Below are 15,918 nucleotides of genomic sequence, written 5' to 3'. Positions count from 1 at the left end.
GGTTTTGTAGGCCGGGAAAGCGCAGCGCCACCCGGCAACAGCAACCCCAAAGCAAACACAACACGCACTCCCGGAATGATGAAAAAACTTTTAGCGCTAGCCCTTGTTGCGCCGTTGCTTGTGTCTTGTTCTTCCAAAAAAGGCGATGAATACAACGAAGCCTGGGTCAAGGACACCAACGGTTTTGACATTTTGATGGGGCAGTTTGCCCACAACATCGAGAACATATGGGGATTTAACGAAGTTCTTATTGCCGGACCGAAGGACTACGTTAAGTACACCGACGCCTATCAGACCCGTAGCCACATCAACTTCGATGACGGTACGATTACGGTTGAAACCATCGCAGGGACTGAACCTGCGGCGCATTTACGTCAGGCCATCATCAAAACCCTGCTGATGGGCGACGATCCGGGGTCTATCGACCTCTACTCTGATGCCGATGACATCACCATCTCCAAAGAGCCGTTTCTGTATGGCCAGGTCGTTGACCAGACCGGTCAGCCGATCCGCTGGGAAGGCCGCGCCACGAAATTTGCCGACTACCTGCTGCAAACGCGCCTGAAAAGCCGCACCAACGGCCTGAAAGTGATCTACAGCGTCACGATCAACCTGGTGCCGAACCACCTCGACAAGCGTGCGCATAAGTATCTGGGCATGGTGCGTCAGGCGTCGCGTAAGTATGGCGTGGATGAGTCGCTGATCCTGGCGATTATGCAGACCGAGTCCTCGTTCAACCCCTACGCGGTAAGCCGTTCCGACGCGCTGGGGCTGATGCAGGTTGTACAGCACAGCGCCGGTAAAGACGTGTTCCGCGCACAGGGGAAATCCGGCACGCCGAGCCGCAGCTACCTGTTCGATCCGCAAAGCAACATTGATACCGGTACGGCCTACCTGGCGATGCTGAACAATGTCTACCTGGGCGGGATTGATAACCCAACCTCACGCCGCTATGCGGTGATCACCGCCTATAACGGTGGCGCGGGCAGCGTGCTGCGCGTCTTCTCAAATGACAAAGTGCAGGCCGCGAACATCATCAACAGCATGGCGCCGGGGGATGTCTACTCAACCCTCACCACCCGCCACCCGTCTGCGGAATCACGCCGCTATCTGTATAAGGTGAATACGGCGCAGAAGAACTACCGTCGCCGCTAGTCAACACACCTTCTCCTGCAATGAGAAGGTGTTCTGCTTCCCCTCTCCCTGTGGGAGAGGGCCAGGGTGAGGGCATCAGACCGCACCCATCTCATCCCACCCATACGAAAATGCTATTTGCATCACAATCCAGACTGCAAATTAATGTGGATTGCATTTTTTTGCGGGAGGTAACAAAACATATCGTTGCCAACTGATAGAATTGCATCAAATAACAACCCTGAATGTTCCCAAAACAACATATCTCCCGCTCACTTGTGAGGAAAGTAACATGAACCTTAAGCTGCAGCTTAAAATCTTGTCGTTTCTGCAGTTCTGCCTGTGGGGTAGCTGGCTGACTACACTCGGCTCCTATATGTTTGTGACGCTCAAGTTCGATGGTGCGTCGATCGGTGCCGTTTACAGCTCGCTGGGTATTGCGGCTGTCTTCATGCCAACGCTGCTCGGTATCGTGGCGGATAAATGGCTAAGCGCGAAATGGCTGTATATGCTTTGCCACCTGGTGGGTGCGGGGACGCTGTTTATGGCGGCCGAAGTGACCACGCCGGGGGCGATGTTCATGGTGATCCTGCTTAACTCGCTGGCCTATATGCCAACGCTTGGCCTGATCAACACCATCTCCTACTATCGCCTGAAATCTGCCGGTCTGGATATCGTCACCGACTTCCCGCCAATCCGTATCTGGGGCACCATCGGCTTTATCATGGCGATGTGGGGCGTGAGCTTCGCGGGCTTCGAGCTGAGCCATATGCAGCTCTACATCGGCGCAGCGCTCTCCGTACTGCTGGCGCTGTTCACCCTGACACTGCCCACCATTCCGGTATCTAATCAGCAGAAAAACCAGAGCTGGAGCACCATGCTTGGCCTGGACGCCTTCGCACTGTTTAAAAACAAGCGCATGGCGATCTTCTTTATCTTCTCCATGCTGCTGGGCGCGGAACTGCAAATCACCAACATGTTCGGTAATACCTTCCTGCACAGCTTCGATAACGATCCGCTGTTTGCCGGGAGCTTTATCGTCGAACACGCGTCGGTGATGATGTCCATCTCGCAGATCTCCGAGACGCTGTTCATCCTGACCATCCCGTTCTTCCTGAGCCGCTACGGTATCAAGAACGTCATGCTGATCAGTATCGCCGCCTGGATGTTGCGCTTCGGTCTGTTCGCCTATGGCGACCCGAGCGCGTTCGGCACCGTGCTGCTGGTTCTGTCGATGATTGTTTACGGCTGTGCCTTCGACTTCTTCAACATCTCCGGCTCGGTGTTTGTGGAAAAAGAGGTGAAGCCTGAAATCCGCGCCAGTGCGCAGGGCATGTTCCTGATGATGACCAACGGCTTCGGCTGTATTCTGGGCGGCGTGGTGAGCGGCAAAGTGGTTGAGATGTATACCACTAACGGCATCACCAACTGGCAACCAGTGTGGCTGATCTTCGCCGGGTACTCGCTGGTGCTGTTCTTCGCGTTCATCGCGCTGTTCAAGTACAAGCACGTGCGCGAGCCGCACGGTGCACAGCCGATCGCGCATTGATTGTTGTGCCCGGTGGCGCTGCGCTTACCGGGCCTGGAAAACCAGACCGTAGGCCGGGTAAGGCGTAGCCGCCACCCGGCTATTTTATTCCAGAAAGCACCCACCCCACCGACAGCAAATCCGCGCTGCCGCCCGGGCTCAGGTTGCGTTCAATCAATGCCTTATCCATCTTCAGCAACGCCTCGCAGTCCCAGCCGTTAGCCAGTAATTCCCGCGCGTAGCCCTGAACGTAGCGCAGCCCCTCAATGCCGCCGCGCGAAACGAGATTGCTGTCCTGATTTACCGCCATCAGGCGCAACAGCAGGCCGTGAAGCGACTGACCGTTCCACGCATCCAAAGCCTTACGCACCGTGGCAAAGCCGCTTTCCGCCTCGCCACGCGCGCCGGTTAAACCGTACAGCTGAAACTGCCGCTCCCCCGCCGTTGCCTGCCCACTGCGCCCGGCCAGCTCCCTCGCCACCAGCCCATGACAGATGTTACTTACCTCACAACAGAGGCTATCCGCAGAGATATTTTTCACACGCCCGGCGGCGAAGCAGAGCAAACCGAGGGCAAAAATCCCGCCCTTGTGGGTATTTACCCCGCCCGTGGCGGCGTACATTGCCTGCTCGCAGGCCATTCCCATTGGGCGAAGAATCCGCAACTGCCGATCGGCAGGTTTGGCCGCATGTGCTTCACCCAGTTCCGCAAACCGGGCAAACCACGGCGTAATCGCCATAATGCTGCGGACAAACAAGGCATGGTCCATATCGCGATGGGAGCCGTTATTGAGCCTGTCCACCAGCCCCGGTTTTGGCGTCAGCTCCAGCTCCTGCCACAGCGCCTCTGCGGCAAGCGCAGGGAGATCAACCGGGCGCGGTTCAGTCGCGAGCAAACCAGTCATCGATCATCTTCTCCACGCGGGAAACCACCTGCTCAGCGGGGTGATTGCGCGAACGGGAACAGGCGTGGGCGGGCTCGTCACAGATCAGGCAGCGTCTGAGATTCGCCCCCAGCGACTGACGCCCGACGTGGCCGTTTTCAGGGCAGATCACATCCAGATCCCACAGCCTGCCGAGTGGGTGCGTCTGCTCCAGTTCTGCACAGTGCGCCTTAATTTCCGCCGCCGGATGCGCGATGCACCACAAGGCTTCAGGTCCGGTGGGTAGCCACAGCACCTTACGGTCCAGCACCTGCCAGCGGTTTTCCCACAGCAGCTGGTCGCACATTTGCAGCGCCACGCCCATGGTGTTGCGATAGCGAAGGCTGTCTTTGATTTCCCCGGGCGTAACCAGCGTGAGGGAGATCACCGGTTGTTGATAGTGCGCAAGCATGTCAGCCTGGCGCGCTGCGCGGCGCTCTTTCGCCGCCAGCAGTTCGTCCAGGCTGACAACCGTCCGCACGGGTGTCGCAATAGTCACACTTCCTCCTTTACCTGTCGAACGGTGTCGATCACGCTGCCGTCGCGGTAGCGGATCACCCCGACGATTTTGTCGGTGAACTCAATCGGTTTCGGTACGCCTGTCAACGAAATCGCTCGCTCATACAGCGCGTTGATATCTACAACCTTCAGCCCTGCTTCCATGAGTCGCTCGCGGATCTCCGGGCGCGCCGGGTTGACCGCAATACCGTGGTCGGTGACCAGCACGTCAATGCTCTCCCCCGGCGTGAGGCGGGTGGTAACGCGCTTCACGACCGTCGGGATGCGGCTTCGCAGCAGCGGCGCGACCACAATGGTCAGGTTGGCTGCCGCCGCCACGTCGCAGTGTCCGCCGGATGCGCCACGCATCACGCCATCGGAGCCGGTGATGACATTAACGTTAAAGTCGACGTCGATTTCCAGGGCGCTGAGGATCACCACGTCGAGCTGGTCGCAGCTTGCCGCCTTGCTGCCGGGGTTGGCGTAGACGTTGGTGGAGATCTCCACGTGGTTCGGATTGCGCGCCAGCGAGGCCGCAGCCTGGCCGTCAAAGCACTGGGTGTCGAGCAGCTTTTCGATGAGCCCCTTCTCGTGCAGATCCACCAGGCTGCCGGTGATGCCGCCAAGGGCGAAGCGCGCCTTCACGCCGCTGCGCTCCATCTTCTCTTCCATAAAACGGGTGCAGGCGGTGGCCGCCGCGCCGGAGCCGGTCTGCATCGAGAAGCCTGGTTTGAAATAGCCAGAGTGTTCAATCACGTCCGCCGCATAGCGGGCGATCATCAGCTCGCGCGGGTTGCTGGTGACGCGCGCCGCGCCGACGCTGATTTTCGCCGGGTCGCCCACGCTCTCCACCTGCACGATGTAGTCCACCTGATCCTGCACCAGGCTGGCGGGCATATTGGGGAACGGCACCAGTTCTTCCGTCAGCAGCACCACCTTACGGGCAAAGTGCGCGTCCACCATGGCGTAGCCCAGCGAACCGCAGCACGATTTTCCGTGCGTGCCGTTGGCGTTGCCAAACTCATCGCTGCACGGCACGCCAAGAAATGCCACGTCGATGCTCAGTTCGCCGTCCTGGAGCAGCTTCACGCGCCCGCCGTGGGAGTGAATTTGTACCGGCTCGTCCATTAGCCCGTGGGAGATGGCATCCGCCAGCCTGCCGCGCATGCCGGAGGTGTAAATCCGGGTGATGACGCCACTCTCGATATGCTCGATCAGCGCGTCATTGCAGGTCATCAGCGAGCTGGAAGCCAGGGTCAGATTTTTGAAGCCCATCCGCGCCAGCAGCGCCACGACGGTGTTGATCACCCGGTCGCCTTCGCGAAAGGCATGGTGGAAGGAGATGGTCATCCCGTCCTGCAAGCCGCTGCGCTTAACCGCCTCTTCAATTGAGGCGCAGAGCTTGCGGCTGTGCTTCGCCTCGCTGTCCGCCAGCCACGGCGTCGCGCTGTGGGCGGTATCAAAGGGTTTCAGATCCCGCAGATGGGGGAAATTTACATGGAGAAGTTCTGTCTGATTCATTATGTCATCCTTACCGACGCACGCCAGAGGCCGCCGCGCGCTCCAGCACCACCTGCGCGTGGTTAATAATCGGTGCATCCACCATTTTGCCGTTGAGCGACACCACGCCCAGGCCGTTACGCTCGCCCTCTTCTGCCGCCTCAATCACCCTTTTGGCGTGATCCACCTCTTCCTGAGTCGGGGCGTAGGCGTTGTGCAGCAGGTCTATCTGGCGCGGGTTAATCAGCGATTTGCCGTTGAAGCCCATCTTGCGGATCAGGTCGACCTCGCGCAGGAACCCGGCTTCGTCGTTAACGTCGGACCACACCACGTCGAAGGCGTCGATACCGGCGGCGCGTGCGGCGTGCAGCACGGCGCAGCGGGCATAGAACAGCTCGGTGCCGTCGCCGCGCTCGGTCTGCATGTCCATCACGTAGTCAAAGGCGGCCAGCGCGATGCCGATCAGGCGCGGGGAGCTGCGGGCAATCGCCACGGCGTTGATAACGCCAATGGCCGATTCAATCGCCGCCATCACGCGGGTAGAACCCACCTCACGCCCGCACGCCTGCTCAATGCGCTCGAGGTGGCCTTCCAGCTCGTAGATGTCGTCCGGCGTGTCGGTTTTCGGCAGACGAATAACGTCCACGCCCGCGCGCACGGCGGCCTCCAGATCCAGCAGGCCAAACGGCGTGCTCAGCGGGTTAATGCGCACCACGGTTTCGATATCCTGATACATCGGGTGCTGCAACGCGTGGAACACCAGCATGCGTGCGGTGTCTTTCTCGCGCAGGGCCACGGCGTCCTCAAGGTCAAACATGATGGAGTCGGGGCGGTAGATAAAGGCGGTAGAGAGCATGGCGGCATTGGCGCCTGGCAGGAACAGCATACTGCGGCGGAGTTTGCTCATTTCAGCGCCCCCCAGTTGATGGCCTGTTCATCGGCGGCACGCAGAAGCGCGCTTTGCAGGCGAGCGCGGATCACACAGTCCAGCGCCCCTTTGTCTTCAATAATGATTAATCCCTGGTGCACGTTCATGGCGCGCAATGTGTCGTTGACCACCTGGCGTATTTGCTCGCCAAACTGCTTAATCACTTCACTGTGGATGACAATCTCCAGCTCACCGTGAGCGGGGGCGATTTTCACCATCAGGTCGCTGGACTCCTGCGTTCCGGCCAGCGCCTCCCTTACAATATTCATGATAAATTCCTGATAGTTATGCGACTTCCGCACTCGCACGATAATGTGCTTCGAGGTGCGCGAAGGTGGAGTCCGGGACAATCTCCCGGATCCGGGAAAACTGCTGTGTCTTGAGTAAACGGCGCACTTCCGAGGCCGAAATGGCGTTGCCGGTGGCCTTGATGCGCGGCATCTCCACCACGTCGATGTGCGAGGCCAGCAGGTCGTGCAGCGTCTGGTTGTACTGCCGGGTGATGTCGCAGAACGGCTCCGAGCCGATGAAGCGGTGCGTGATGCCCAGCGCCGGGGCGATAAAGTCCCGGAAGATCAGCACGTCGATCTCGCTCCACGCCTGCTGCACTTTGCCGGTCTCCTTCAGGAAGTAGGCCGGGAAGGTGGCGCGGGAGATGATGTACTGCGAGCCTTCATGCACCACCACGTTCGGCAGATGCGCCACGCCCGCACGCACCATCTCGAGGCGCGCGCTGAACGGGAAGAACGAGGCGTCTTCACGCACCACAAACAGATGCAGGGCATCGCACTGCGTCGCCGCCTGCTCCACCAGATGACGATGGCCGAGGGTGAAGGGATTGGCGTTCATCACGATCGCGCCCGTTTTTTCCCCACACCTGCGCTTCGCGCGCAGGGAGCGGCAGTAGCGCGCGATCCCCTGCGGAGTGTTCTCCATTAGCACCGCGTTGTTCCCGCTCTGGGCAATCGGCCAGAAACCGCTGCGGCCAAAGCGCTCCTTATTGCACGGACGGGTGCAGAGGAAGAGGTGAAAATGGCCGCGCTCCAGCGCCGCGTTTTCCACCTCTGCCAGCAGACGCGCGCTGAGGTTTTCCCCACGAAGCTGCTCGTTGACCGCCACGCATTTGATGACGTTGGCAGCCAGCCCGGCGCAACCCACCAGCTGCGCGCCGGACCAGGCTTCGACAAACAGCGTGATGTCGTTGTCCAGGCCAAGGCCGCTGTCTGCCAGCAGGTAGCGGATCTGGCTTAAGCGTTCTGGGTGTTTCGCCACAACGGTGTGCCGAAAATCAATGGGTTGCGATTGCATGCTGCCGCCTTACTCAGTGCGCTGCCGCGAGCCCGACGGCTGGCGCTTCCACGATCACGTTGCTCAGATGACCGATATGCTCGATCTCCACCTCAATGCGATCCCCCTCCTTCATAAACAGCGGCGGGTTGCGCTTTTTACCCACGCCGCCAGGCGAGCCGGTGATGATCACGTCGCCCGGGCTGAGACGGGTGAAGGTGCTGATGTACTCGATCAGTTCCGCCACCTTGTGGATCATGCTGCTGGTGTTGTCCTCCTGCACCATGCGGCCGTTCAGCCAGGTGCGGATCGCCAGGCTGTGCGGGTCCGGGATCTCATCCGCCGTCGCCATCCACGGGCCGAACGCCCCGGTCTGCCGCCAGTTTTTCCCGGCGGTGAACCAGGTGTGCTGCCAGTCGCGGGCGGAGCCGTCCATGTAACAGCTGTAGCCCGCCACGTGGCGCAGGGCGTCGTCGCGGCTGATGTTCTCCCCGCCTTTGCCGATGATCACCGCCAGCTCGCCTTCGTAGTCGAACTCGCTGGAGTGGCGCGGCTTCAGCACCGGCTCGTTGTGGCCGGTCTGTGAATCCGGGAAGCGGACAAACAGCGTCGGGGCCGGGTTGTGCTGGTCAAACTCCTTGCGCTTGTCGGCATAGTTCATGCCCACGCAGAGGATTTTTTCCGGCTGGACAATCACCGGTAAGAAGGTGATGGCGTTCAGCGGTACATCCACCGCGTCGTTCAGAAAACGGGTGGCCTGCGCCAGCCCGTTCCCCTGCAACAGCGCTTTAAGGTCGCCATAGCGGTCGCCCAGGCGGCGGCCCAAATCAATCACGCCTTCGGCCTGTACGATGCCGTAGCTGCGTTTTCCCTGGTATAAAAAGCTTGCGAGTTTCATTGTTCTTTCCTGAAAACTTAAACGAGGAAGTTGCCCAGAATCAGCAGTGAGACAGAGACGTTAATCGCACCGCCGATACGGGTAGCAATCTGGGCGAATGGCATCAGGCTCATGCGGTTGCCTGCGGTCAGGATCGCCACGTCACCGGTGCCACCCTGCCCGCTCTGACAGCAGGAGACGATGGCGACATCAATCGGGTGCATACCAATCTTTTTGCCAACGAAGAATCCGGTCGCCACCAGCGCGGAAACGGTGCTGACAATCACCAGCAGGTTGCTGACGGTGAACGCCGCCACCAGTTCATGCCATGGGGTAATCGCCACGCCGACAGCGAAGAGGATTGGGTAGGTCACGGAGGTCTGGAAGAATTTGTACACCACCTGGGAACCCTCCAGCAGACGCGGAGAGGCGCCGTTGCAGAGCTTCACCAGCACCGCCATAAACAACATGCCCACCGGCGCTGGCAGACCAATCAGCTTGTGACCGAGCATGCCCAGCATGTACAGCAGCACCGCCAGCAGCGCGCCCGAGGCGATGGTCGTCACGTCCGCTTTGCCGGAGAACGCAGGTTGGGAAACAGTGGCATCAGCGTTGGCGCGATTCGGCATCAGCTGGCCTTCACCGGTCAGGTGCGGGTAGCGTTTACCGAGCTGGTTGAGGCAACCGGAGATAATGATCGCCGTCAGGCCGCCGAGCATCACCATCGGCAGCACGCGGCCGAGCGCCACGCCCTGATCCATATGCAGCAGGGTGGCATAGCCGATAGAGAGCGGGATCGCCCCTTCCCCGACGCCGCCCGCCATGATCGGCAGAATGATAAAGAAGAAGATCTGGAACGGCTCGAGGCCCAGCGCCAGCCCAACACCCATGCCGACAATCATGCCGACGATTTCACCGCACAGCATCGGGAAGAAGATGCGCAGGAAGCCCTGGATCAGCACGGTGCGGTTCATACTCATGATGCTGCCGACGATAATGCAGCAGATATAGAGGTAGAGAATATTGGTGGATTTATAGAATTTGGTCGTGGACTCAACCACCACGTCCGGCAGCAGGCCGTAATAGACCAGCGCGGAAGGGATAAAGGTGGCGCAAATTGCCGCCGCACCGAGCTTGCCGACAATCGGCAGGCGTTTGCCGAACTCACCGCAGGCAAAGCCGAAGAAGGCCAGCGTGGCCACCATGACCACAATGTCGCTCGGCAGTTTTCCGCCCAGGCAATCAATCGCAATCAGCGCGCCCGCCAGAACGAACAGCGGCAGAGGAATAATGCCGATTTTCCAGGTATCCATAATATGCCACCAGCGCTCTTTGAGCGATGGCCGCTGAATATCAATCGGGTCGTGGGTAACAGAGAATGAATCGTCAGTTGTGCTCATAATAAGCCCCTTAGTTATTTTGTGCGTTCAGCTTAGAGTCACAAAGGCTTACTTTATGTGAGGGATGGCATATTAAAAGCGAAGTTTTAATGGACGCTATGGTTTTAATGGTTTCTTTTATTTAATGTGATTTACGCCTTATTTATTGCCGTGGTTTTTATGGTTTCTTTTCTTAACTGAACAAAGAAATAACATTTATTCATTTAACCTTAAGAGGATGAGACTTTCGGAAAAATCTTTTACAGGCTGCGCTGTGCAAGGGATCACAAGTTTTCGGCAAAGCGGGCATCCTGGCCTTAAAAGATGATATATTCAGCCGACCTGTTGATATCTCGCGTGATAGTTATGAAAGTATCGTTTCAGATCAAGCTGTTTATTTCGCTGGTCGCCTTTTTCTCAGTGCTGTTCGCATTACTGGGCGGATATTATTATGTCGATGTCGGCAGGCAGCTTTATCAGGAAATGAGCGCGCGCGCAAAAATACAGGCCGAAGAAATTGCGCTTATTCCTACCCTGCGAAAAGAAGTCGAACAAAAGGATATCCTGGGTATCCATGACTTTATGCAGAAAATAGCCGCCCGCAGCGACGCCAGTTTTATTGTGATTGGTGACAATAAGGGGCTGCATCTTTTCCACTCCGTGTTTGCCGACCGGGTAGGCAAAACGCTGGTTGGCGGAGATAACGACGAGGTATTACACGGCAAAAGCACCATCACCATCCGCAAGGGCGGGTTAGGCATTTCGCTGCGCAGCAAAGCGCCCATTTTTAATGATGCCGGGCAGGTGGTGGGGATTGTTTCGGTAGGCTATCTCACGAGCTATCTGGACACCATCACCGTCAACAAGGTGGTTAATATCCTGATTGCCGCCGTGCTGCTGCTTATCGCCCTGTTTATTTTCTCCTGGTTCTTCACCCGCAGCATCAAGAAGCAGATATTCTCTCTGGAGCCGCGCGAAATCGGCCTGCTGGTGCGCCAGCAAAAGGCGATGATGGAATCCATTTATGAAGGGGTGATTGCCATCGACGACGATCTCCGCATTGAGGTGATCAACCAGGCGGCGCGTAAATTATTAGACTTACGCCAGCCCGCCCGCGAACTGCGAGGTCAACTCATCAGCCAGGTGATCGCGCCCGTCCCGTTCTTCAACGCGCAAACCATGCTTGCGAAAGACACCCACGATGAGATCTGTCGCTTTAACGATCTCACGGTCATTGCCAGCCGGGTGCGGATCATGCTGGAAGATGCGTTGCAGGGCTGGGTGATCACCTTTCGCGATCGCAACGAGATCGACTCGCTCAGCGCCCAGCTCAGCCAGGTGAAGCGCTACGTTGATAACCTGCGCATCATGCGCCATGAACAGCTGAACCGCATGACTACGCTGTCCGGCCTGCTGCATATGGGCCGTTATGACGAAGCGATTCGCTACATACAGGCGCAGTCGGAACACGCTCAGGAGCTGCTGGACTTTATCTCGTCCCGCTTTAGCTCTCCGACGCTGTGTGGTTTGCTGCTTGGAAAGGCCGCCCGCGCGCGTGAAAAAGGCGTTGAGCTGAGTTTCGACCCGGCCTGCCGGGTGGATAAACCGTTCCTGCCGCTGCTCGAATCGGAACTTATCTCGATCATCGGGAACTTGCTGGATAACGCCATTGAAGCGACCCAGCGTGCACCGCTCCCGCATGCCCCGGTGGACGTGCTGATAAAGCTGAACGAGCAGGAACTGATTATTGAAGTCGCCGACCAGGGCGTCGGCATCACACCGGAGATCCGCGACCGGATCTTTGAGCGCGGCATCACCACCAAAACGCGCGGCGATCATGGTATTGGCCTGTATCTGATTGAAAGCTATGTCACACAGGCTGGCGGTGCAATTGAAGTTGCCGATAACACCCCACGCGGTGCCATTTTCTCACTGTTTATTCCCGCCACGGGAACGGCCCGGCACCCCGTACAGGAACTGGAAGATACCGACTATGCAACATGAACTTATCGACGTACTGATTGTTGAAGACGAGAACGAACTGGCGCAACTGCACGCGGAGCTTATCGGTAAACATCCGCGCCTGAGGCTGGTGGGGATTGCCGCGTCGCTGGCCGACGCGCAGGTACAACTGGAGAGCAAACAGCCGAAGCTGATGCTGCTGGATAACTACCTGCCGGACGGCAAAGGCATCACCCTTATCAGCAACCCGATGCTCACCCGCGCCAACTGCTCGGTGATTTTCATCACCGCCGCCAGCGATATGGACACCTGTAGCCAGGCAATTCGTAACGGCGCGTTCGACTACATCCTCAAGCCGGTTTCCTGGAAGCGCCTGAGCCAGTCGCTGGAACGTTTTGTGCAGTTTGCCGAACAGCAGCGCGTCTGGAAGATTGTCGACCAGCAGAACGTAGATTCACTCTATCAATTGCAGGCGAAAAACTATCGCCTGGACAACGGCAGCAAAGGGATAGAGGAGAACACGCTGGCGCGGGTGCAAATGCTGTTTAACAACAAGGCGGCGCACTGTTTTACGGTGGATGAGGTGGTGAGCGAGACGGGCCTGAGTAAAACCACCACCCGGCGCTATCTGGAACACTGCGTGGAGGTGGGTTTTCTGACAGTGGAGATGCTGTACGGGAAGATTGGGCATCCGAGAAGGATGTACCGCCGCGCAGAAGCCTGACGCAGTATTGTAGGCCCGGTAAGCTTGCGCCACCGGGCAACTCGCCGGGTGGCGCTAACGCTTACCCGGCCTACGTTCAGACATTCAATACGTATCCATACAGCCGCTTAATCCCGTCCGCATCTTTCTCGCTGTAAACGCCCTGCAACTCTGGGGAGAAACCCGGCAGCATATTAATGCCCTCTTCCAGCGCCAGGAAATAGCGCTGTACTGCTCCACCCCAGACTTCCCCGGGCACCACACACAGCACGCCCGGCGGGTATGGCAGCGCACCTTCGGCGGCAATGCGTCCTTCAGCGTCACGAATACGCACCAGTTCGACGTTCCCGCGAATGTACTCCTGGTTGGCATCCTGCGGGTTCATCACCACGGCCGGCAGGCTCTCCTGACGGAACATCGCCTTCTGTAAATCCTTCACGTTAAAGCTGACGTAGAGATCGTGCATCTCCTGGCACAGCTGACGGATCGTGTAGTCGCGGTAACGCACCGGGTATTTCTGATAGATAGTCGGAAGCACATCCGCGAGCGGTGTGTCGTCTTCAATATGCTGTTCAAACTGCCCCAGCATTGCCACGAGCTGCATTAGCTTCTCCGCGCTCTCGGCTGGCGTCAGCAGGAACAGGATGGAGTTGAGATCGCACTTCTCCGGCACAATGCCGTTCTCGCGCAGGTAGTGGGCGAGAATGGTCGCCGGAATGCCGAAATCGGTATAGTGCCCTGTTTCAGCATCAATGCCCGGCGTGGTCAGCAGCAGCTTGCACGGATCGACGAAATACTGCTCGCGGGCATAGCCTTCAAAACCGTGCCATTTTGCACCCGGTTCAAAACTAAAGAAGCGACGCTCGCTGGCGATAGCCTTCGTGGGGTGATCCTGCCATGGCCGCCCCGCCACCACCGGCGGGATAAACGGTTTGATCATATTGCAGTTGGCGATGATGGCCTTGCGCGCTTCAATGCCCAGCTCGACGCACTCCGCCCACAGCCTGCGTCCGCTCTCGCCCTCGTGGATCTTGGCGTTCACGTCCAGCGCAGCAAACAGCGGGTAAAACGGGCTGGTGGAGGCATGCAGCATGAACGCATTGTTCAACCGCTTGTGCGGGCAGAAGCGCGACTGACCGCGAATATGGTTATCCTTTTTATGGATCTGCGACGTTTGCGAGAACCCGGCCTGCTGCTTGTGCACCGACTGGGTCACGAAAATTCCCGGATCGTTCTCGTTCAGTTCCAGCAGAAGCGGAGACGTTTCCGCCATCATCGGGATAAACTGCTCGTAGCCGACCCAGGCGGAGTCAAAGAGGATGTAGTCGCAAAGGTGACCGATCTTGTCGATCACCTGACGGGCGTTGTAGATCGTGCCATCGTAGGTGCCGAGCTGAATGATCGCCAGACGGAACGGGCGCGCCTCGGCGGCTTTCTGCGGCGCGACGTCACGGATCAGTTCCCGCAGCCAGGCCTCATCAAAGCAGTGCTCATCAATCCCGCCGATAAAACCAAACGGATTACGGGCTGCCTCAAGATAGACAGGCGTTGCCCCGGCCTGGATCAGCGCCCCATGATGGTTGGACTTGTGGTTGTTGCGGTCGAACAGTACCAGGTCGCCGCGGGTCAGCAGCGCGTTGGTCACCACCTTGTTGGCCGCCGACGTGCCGTTCAGCACAAAGTAGGTTTTGTCCGCGTTGAATACTTTCGCCGCGAACTTTTGCGCGTGCTTGGCGGAGCCTTCGTGGATCAGCAGATCGCCCAGCTTAACGTCGGCGTTGCACATGTCGGCGCGAAAAACGTTCTCACCGAAGAAATCATAGAACTGCCGCCCCGCCGGGTGTTTTTTGAAAAAGGCACCGTGCTGGTGACCCGGACAGGCAAAGGTGCTGTTTCCCATCGCCACATACTGGCTCAGGGTGTCAAAAAAGGGTGGCAGCAGGTTCTCTTCATACCGGCAGGCGGCAGATTCCAGTTCCAGCAATTCCTGTGCTTTACCTGAGATGATCGCCGTGACACCCTCTGGCATCTCTCCTGGCTCTGTTGAGAACATAAATACCGGTAGCTGAAAGCCCGTACGCTTCAGCAATGCGAGAATGCCGCTGTAGCTTTCAACAACCGTAATGACGACTGCCGCCACATCGGTGAAATCAGTGTTATCCAGCATAACTTTTTCGCGATGCGTAGAAACTTTGGATACCAGCTCACGGCTGACGGCAATTTTCATGGTTTTCATAAGCGCAAACACCCTCACCGAACGGTGAGACAGGAAGGAGAAAATTCGCGCAATCATGTCACCTTTTATTTTCAGGTGCAAGAAGGAATCAGTATGCGTTACGCCTCCCAAAGCTAAGCGTAATCAGGGACGAACGTGCCATAATCATGCAATGCCAGTGCTTAAATAACAGGAGTTAAACGTGGTAATTGGACCCTTTATCAATGCGGGAGCCGTATTGCTGGGCGGTGTACTTGGGGCAGTATTAAGTCAGCGCCTGCCGGAGCGTATTCGCGTCTCCATGCCTTCTATTTTTGGCCTGGCGTCGTTAGGGATTGGTATCCTTTTAGTGGTGAAATGCGCCAACCTGCCGGTGATGGTACTGGCGACGCTGCTCGGCGCGCTCATCGGCGAGTTTTGCTATCTGGAAAAAGGTATTAATCACGCGGTAGGCAAAGCCAAAAATCTGATTGCCCGACCGGGCAAGGCAAAGCACGGCACGCACGAGTCGTTTATTCAGAACTACGTTGCGATCATTATTCTGTTCTGCGCCAGCGGCACGGGGATATTCGGTTCGATGCAGGAAGGGATGACCGGCGATCCCAGCATATTGATTGCGAAAGCGTTTCTGGATTTCTTTACTGCCACCATTTTTGCCACCACCCTCGGCATCGCCGTCGCCGCGATTTGTGTGCCTATGTTGCTTATTCAGCTGGCGCTGGCCACCTGCGCCACGCTGATCCTGCCGCTGACAACGCCAGCGATGATGGCAGACTTTACCGCCGTCGGCGGCCTGTTGCTGCTGGCGACAGGGCTGCGCATCTGTGGCATTAAGATGTTTGCAGTGGTGAACATGCTCCCTGCCCTGCTGCTCGCGATGCCGCTTTCCGCGCTCTGGACGCACTTTTTCGCTTAAGTTTGCGACGAAATGGTGAGAGAGTGTGCAGTCTGCTCCGAAAGCAACAAATTTCGTTGACGCCGGAGG

14 protein-coding genes are annotated in these 15,918 nt (G+C 57.8%); 5 read left to right on the top strand and 9 right to left on the bottom strand.

From position 1 onward, the window contains the following. Positions 1-78 precede the first annotated feature (78 nt). Positions 79-1,155 carry a membrane-bound lytic murein transglycosylase MltC gene (gene mltC, locus SK62_RS03165; RefSeq protein ID WP_017382930.1) on the top strand — a complete coding sequence of 359 codons (1,077 nt, stop codon included), beginning with the start codon at positions 79-81 and terminating at the stop codon, positions 1,153-1,155. 271 nt (positions 1,156-1,426) lie between these two features. Continuing rightward, positions 1,427-2,683, top strand: a complete 1,257-nt coding sequence (locus tag SK62_RS03160; RefSeq protein ID WP_015571846.1) for a nucleoside permease — start codon at positions 1,427-1,429, stop codon at positions 2,681-2,683. Between the two features lie 79 nt (positions 2,684-2,762). Here the strand turns inward: SK62_RS03160 and citG are convergent, their stop codons facing one another. Genes citG through SK62_RS03120 form a run of 8 tightly spaced genes read right to left on the bottom strand, consistent with a single transcriptional unit; the run spans position 2,763 to position 10,074 of the window. Continuing rightward, entirely contained in the window at positions 2,763-3,566 is an 804-nt protein-coding gene (citG, locus tag SK62_RS03155; RefSeq protein WP_039269791.1) for a triphosphoribosyl-dephospho-CoA synthase CitG, read from the bottom strand. Continuing rightward, positions 3,544-4,083 carry a citrate lyase holo-[acyl-carrier protein] synthase gene (citX, locus tag SK62_RS03150; protein ID WP_045347345.1) on the bottom strand — a complete coding sequence of 180 codons (540 nt, stop codon included), beginning with the start codon at positions 4,081-4,083 and terminating at the stop codon, positions 3,544-3,546. The genes citG and citX overlap by 23 nt, the downstream gene beginning before the upstream one ends. Continuing rightward, the gene (gene citF / locus SK62_RS03145) at positions 4,080-5,603 is read right to left on the bottom strand and encodes a citrate lyase subunit alpha (RefSeq protein WP_047719195.1); all 1,524 of its coding nucleotides are present in this window, start codon (positions 5,601-5,603) and stop codon (positions 4,080-4,082) included. The genes citX and citF overlap by 4 nt, the downstream gene beginning before the upstream one ends. A 10-nt stretch (positions 5,604-5,613) precedes the next feature. After that, entirely contained in the window at positions 5,614-6,489 is an 876-nt protein-coding gene (gene citE, locus SK62_RS03140; RefSeq protein ID WP_045349722.1) for a citrate (pro-3S)-lyase subunit beta, read from the bottom strand. After that, a complete protein-coding gene (gene citD, locus SK62_RS03135) occupies positions 6,486-6,779 on the bottom strand; it encodes a citrate lyase acyl carrier protein (protein ID WP_017382935.1) in 294 nt (97 codons plus the stop codon). Before citD ends, citE begins: the two co-directional genes overlap by 4 nt. A gap of 16 nt (positions 6,780-6,795) precedes the next feature. Further along, positions 6,796-7,818, bottom strand: a complete 1,023-nt coding sequence (gene citC / locus SK62_RS03130; RefSeq protein WP_047719193.1) for a [citrate (pro-3S)-lyase] ligase — start codon at positions 7,816-7,818, stop codon at positions 6,796-6,798. 13 nt (positions 7,819-7,831) lie between these two features. Then, positions 7,832-8,695 (bottom strand): fumarylacetoacetate hydrolase family protein, encoded by an 864-nt coding sequence (locus SK62_RS03125; protein WP_015571851.1) that lies wholly within the window; start codon positions 8,693-8,695, stop codon positions 7,832-7,834. A gap of 17 nt (positions 8,696-8,712) precedes the next feature. Then, positions 8,713-10,074 (bottom strand): 2-hydroxycarboxylate transporter family protein, encoded by a 1,362-nt coding sequence (locus SK62_RS03120; RefSeq protein WP_015571852.1) that lies wholly within the window; start codon positions 10,072-10,074, stop codon positions 8,713-8,715. Between the two features lie 345 nt (positions 10,075-10,419). Between SK62_RS03120 and SK62_RS03115 the strand changes: the two genes are divergently transcribed. Further along, positions 10,420-12,057: an ATP-binding protein gene (locus tag SK62_RS03115; protein WP_017692682.1), complete on the top strand. Its 1,638-nt coding sequence runs from the start codon at positions 10,420-10,422 to the stop codon at positions 12,055-12,057. Continuing rightward, entirely contained in the window at positions 12,047-12,739 is a 693-nt protein-coding gene (locus tag SK62_RS03110; RefSeq protein WP_015571854.1) for a response regulator, read from the top strand. Before SK62_RS03115 ends, SK62_RS03110 begins: the two co-directional genes overlap by 11 nt. A 76-nt stretch (positions 12,740-12,815) precedes the next feature. Here the strand turns inward: SK62_RS03110 and SK62_RS03105 are convergent, their stop codons facing one another. Then, on the bottom strand, positions 12,816-14,954 hold the full coding sequence (locus SK62_RS03105) for an ornithine decarboxylase (protein ID WP_047719251.1): 2,139 nt from the start codon (positions 14,952-14,954) through the stop codon (positions 12,816-12,818). A 181-nt stretch (positions 14,955-15,135) separates the two neighbouring features. Here SK62_RS03105 and SK62_RS03100 point away from each other — a divergent pair, with 181 nt between their 5' ends. Further along, a complete protein-coding gene (locus tag SK62_RS03100; protein WP_003862452.1) occupies positions 15,136-15,849 on the top strand; it encodes a DUF554 domain-containing protein in 714 nt (237 codons plus the stop codon). Positions 15,850-15,918: the final 69 nt, after the last annotated feature.

Origin of the sequence: Enterobacter sp. BIDMC109, assembly GCF_001037885.1 — a bacterium.
Lineage (GTDB): Bacteria > Pseudomonadota > Gammaproteobacteria > Enterobacterales > Enterobacteriaceae > Enterobacter > Enterobacter hormaechei_C.
Note: the sequence above shows the minus strand (reverse complement) of the source record. Positions and strands in the feature narration are given on the sequence as shown.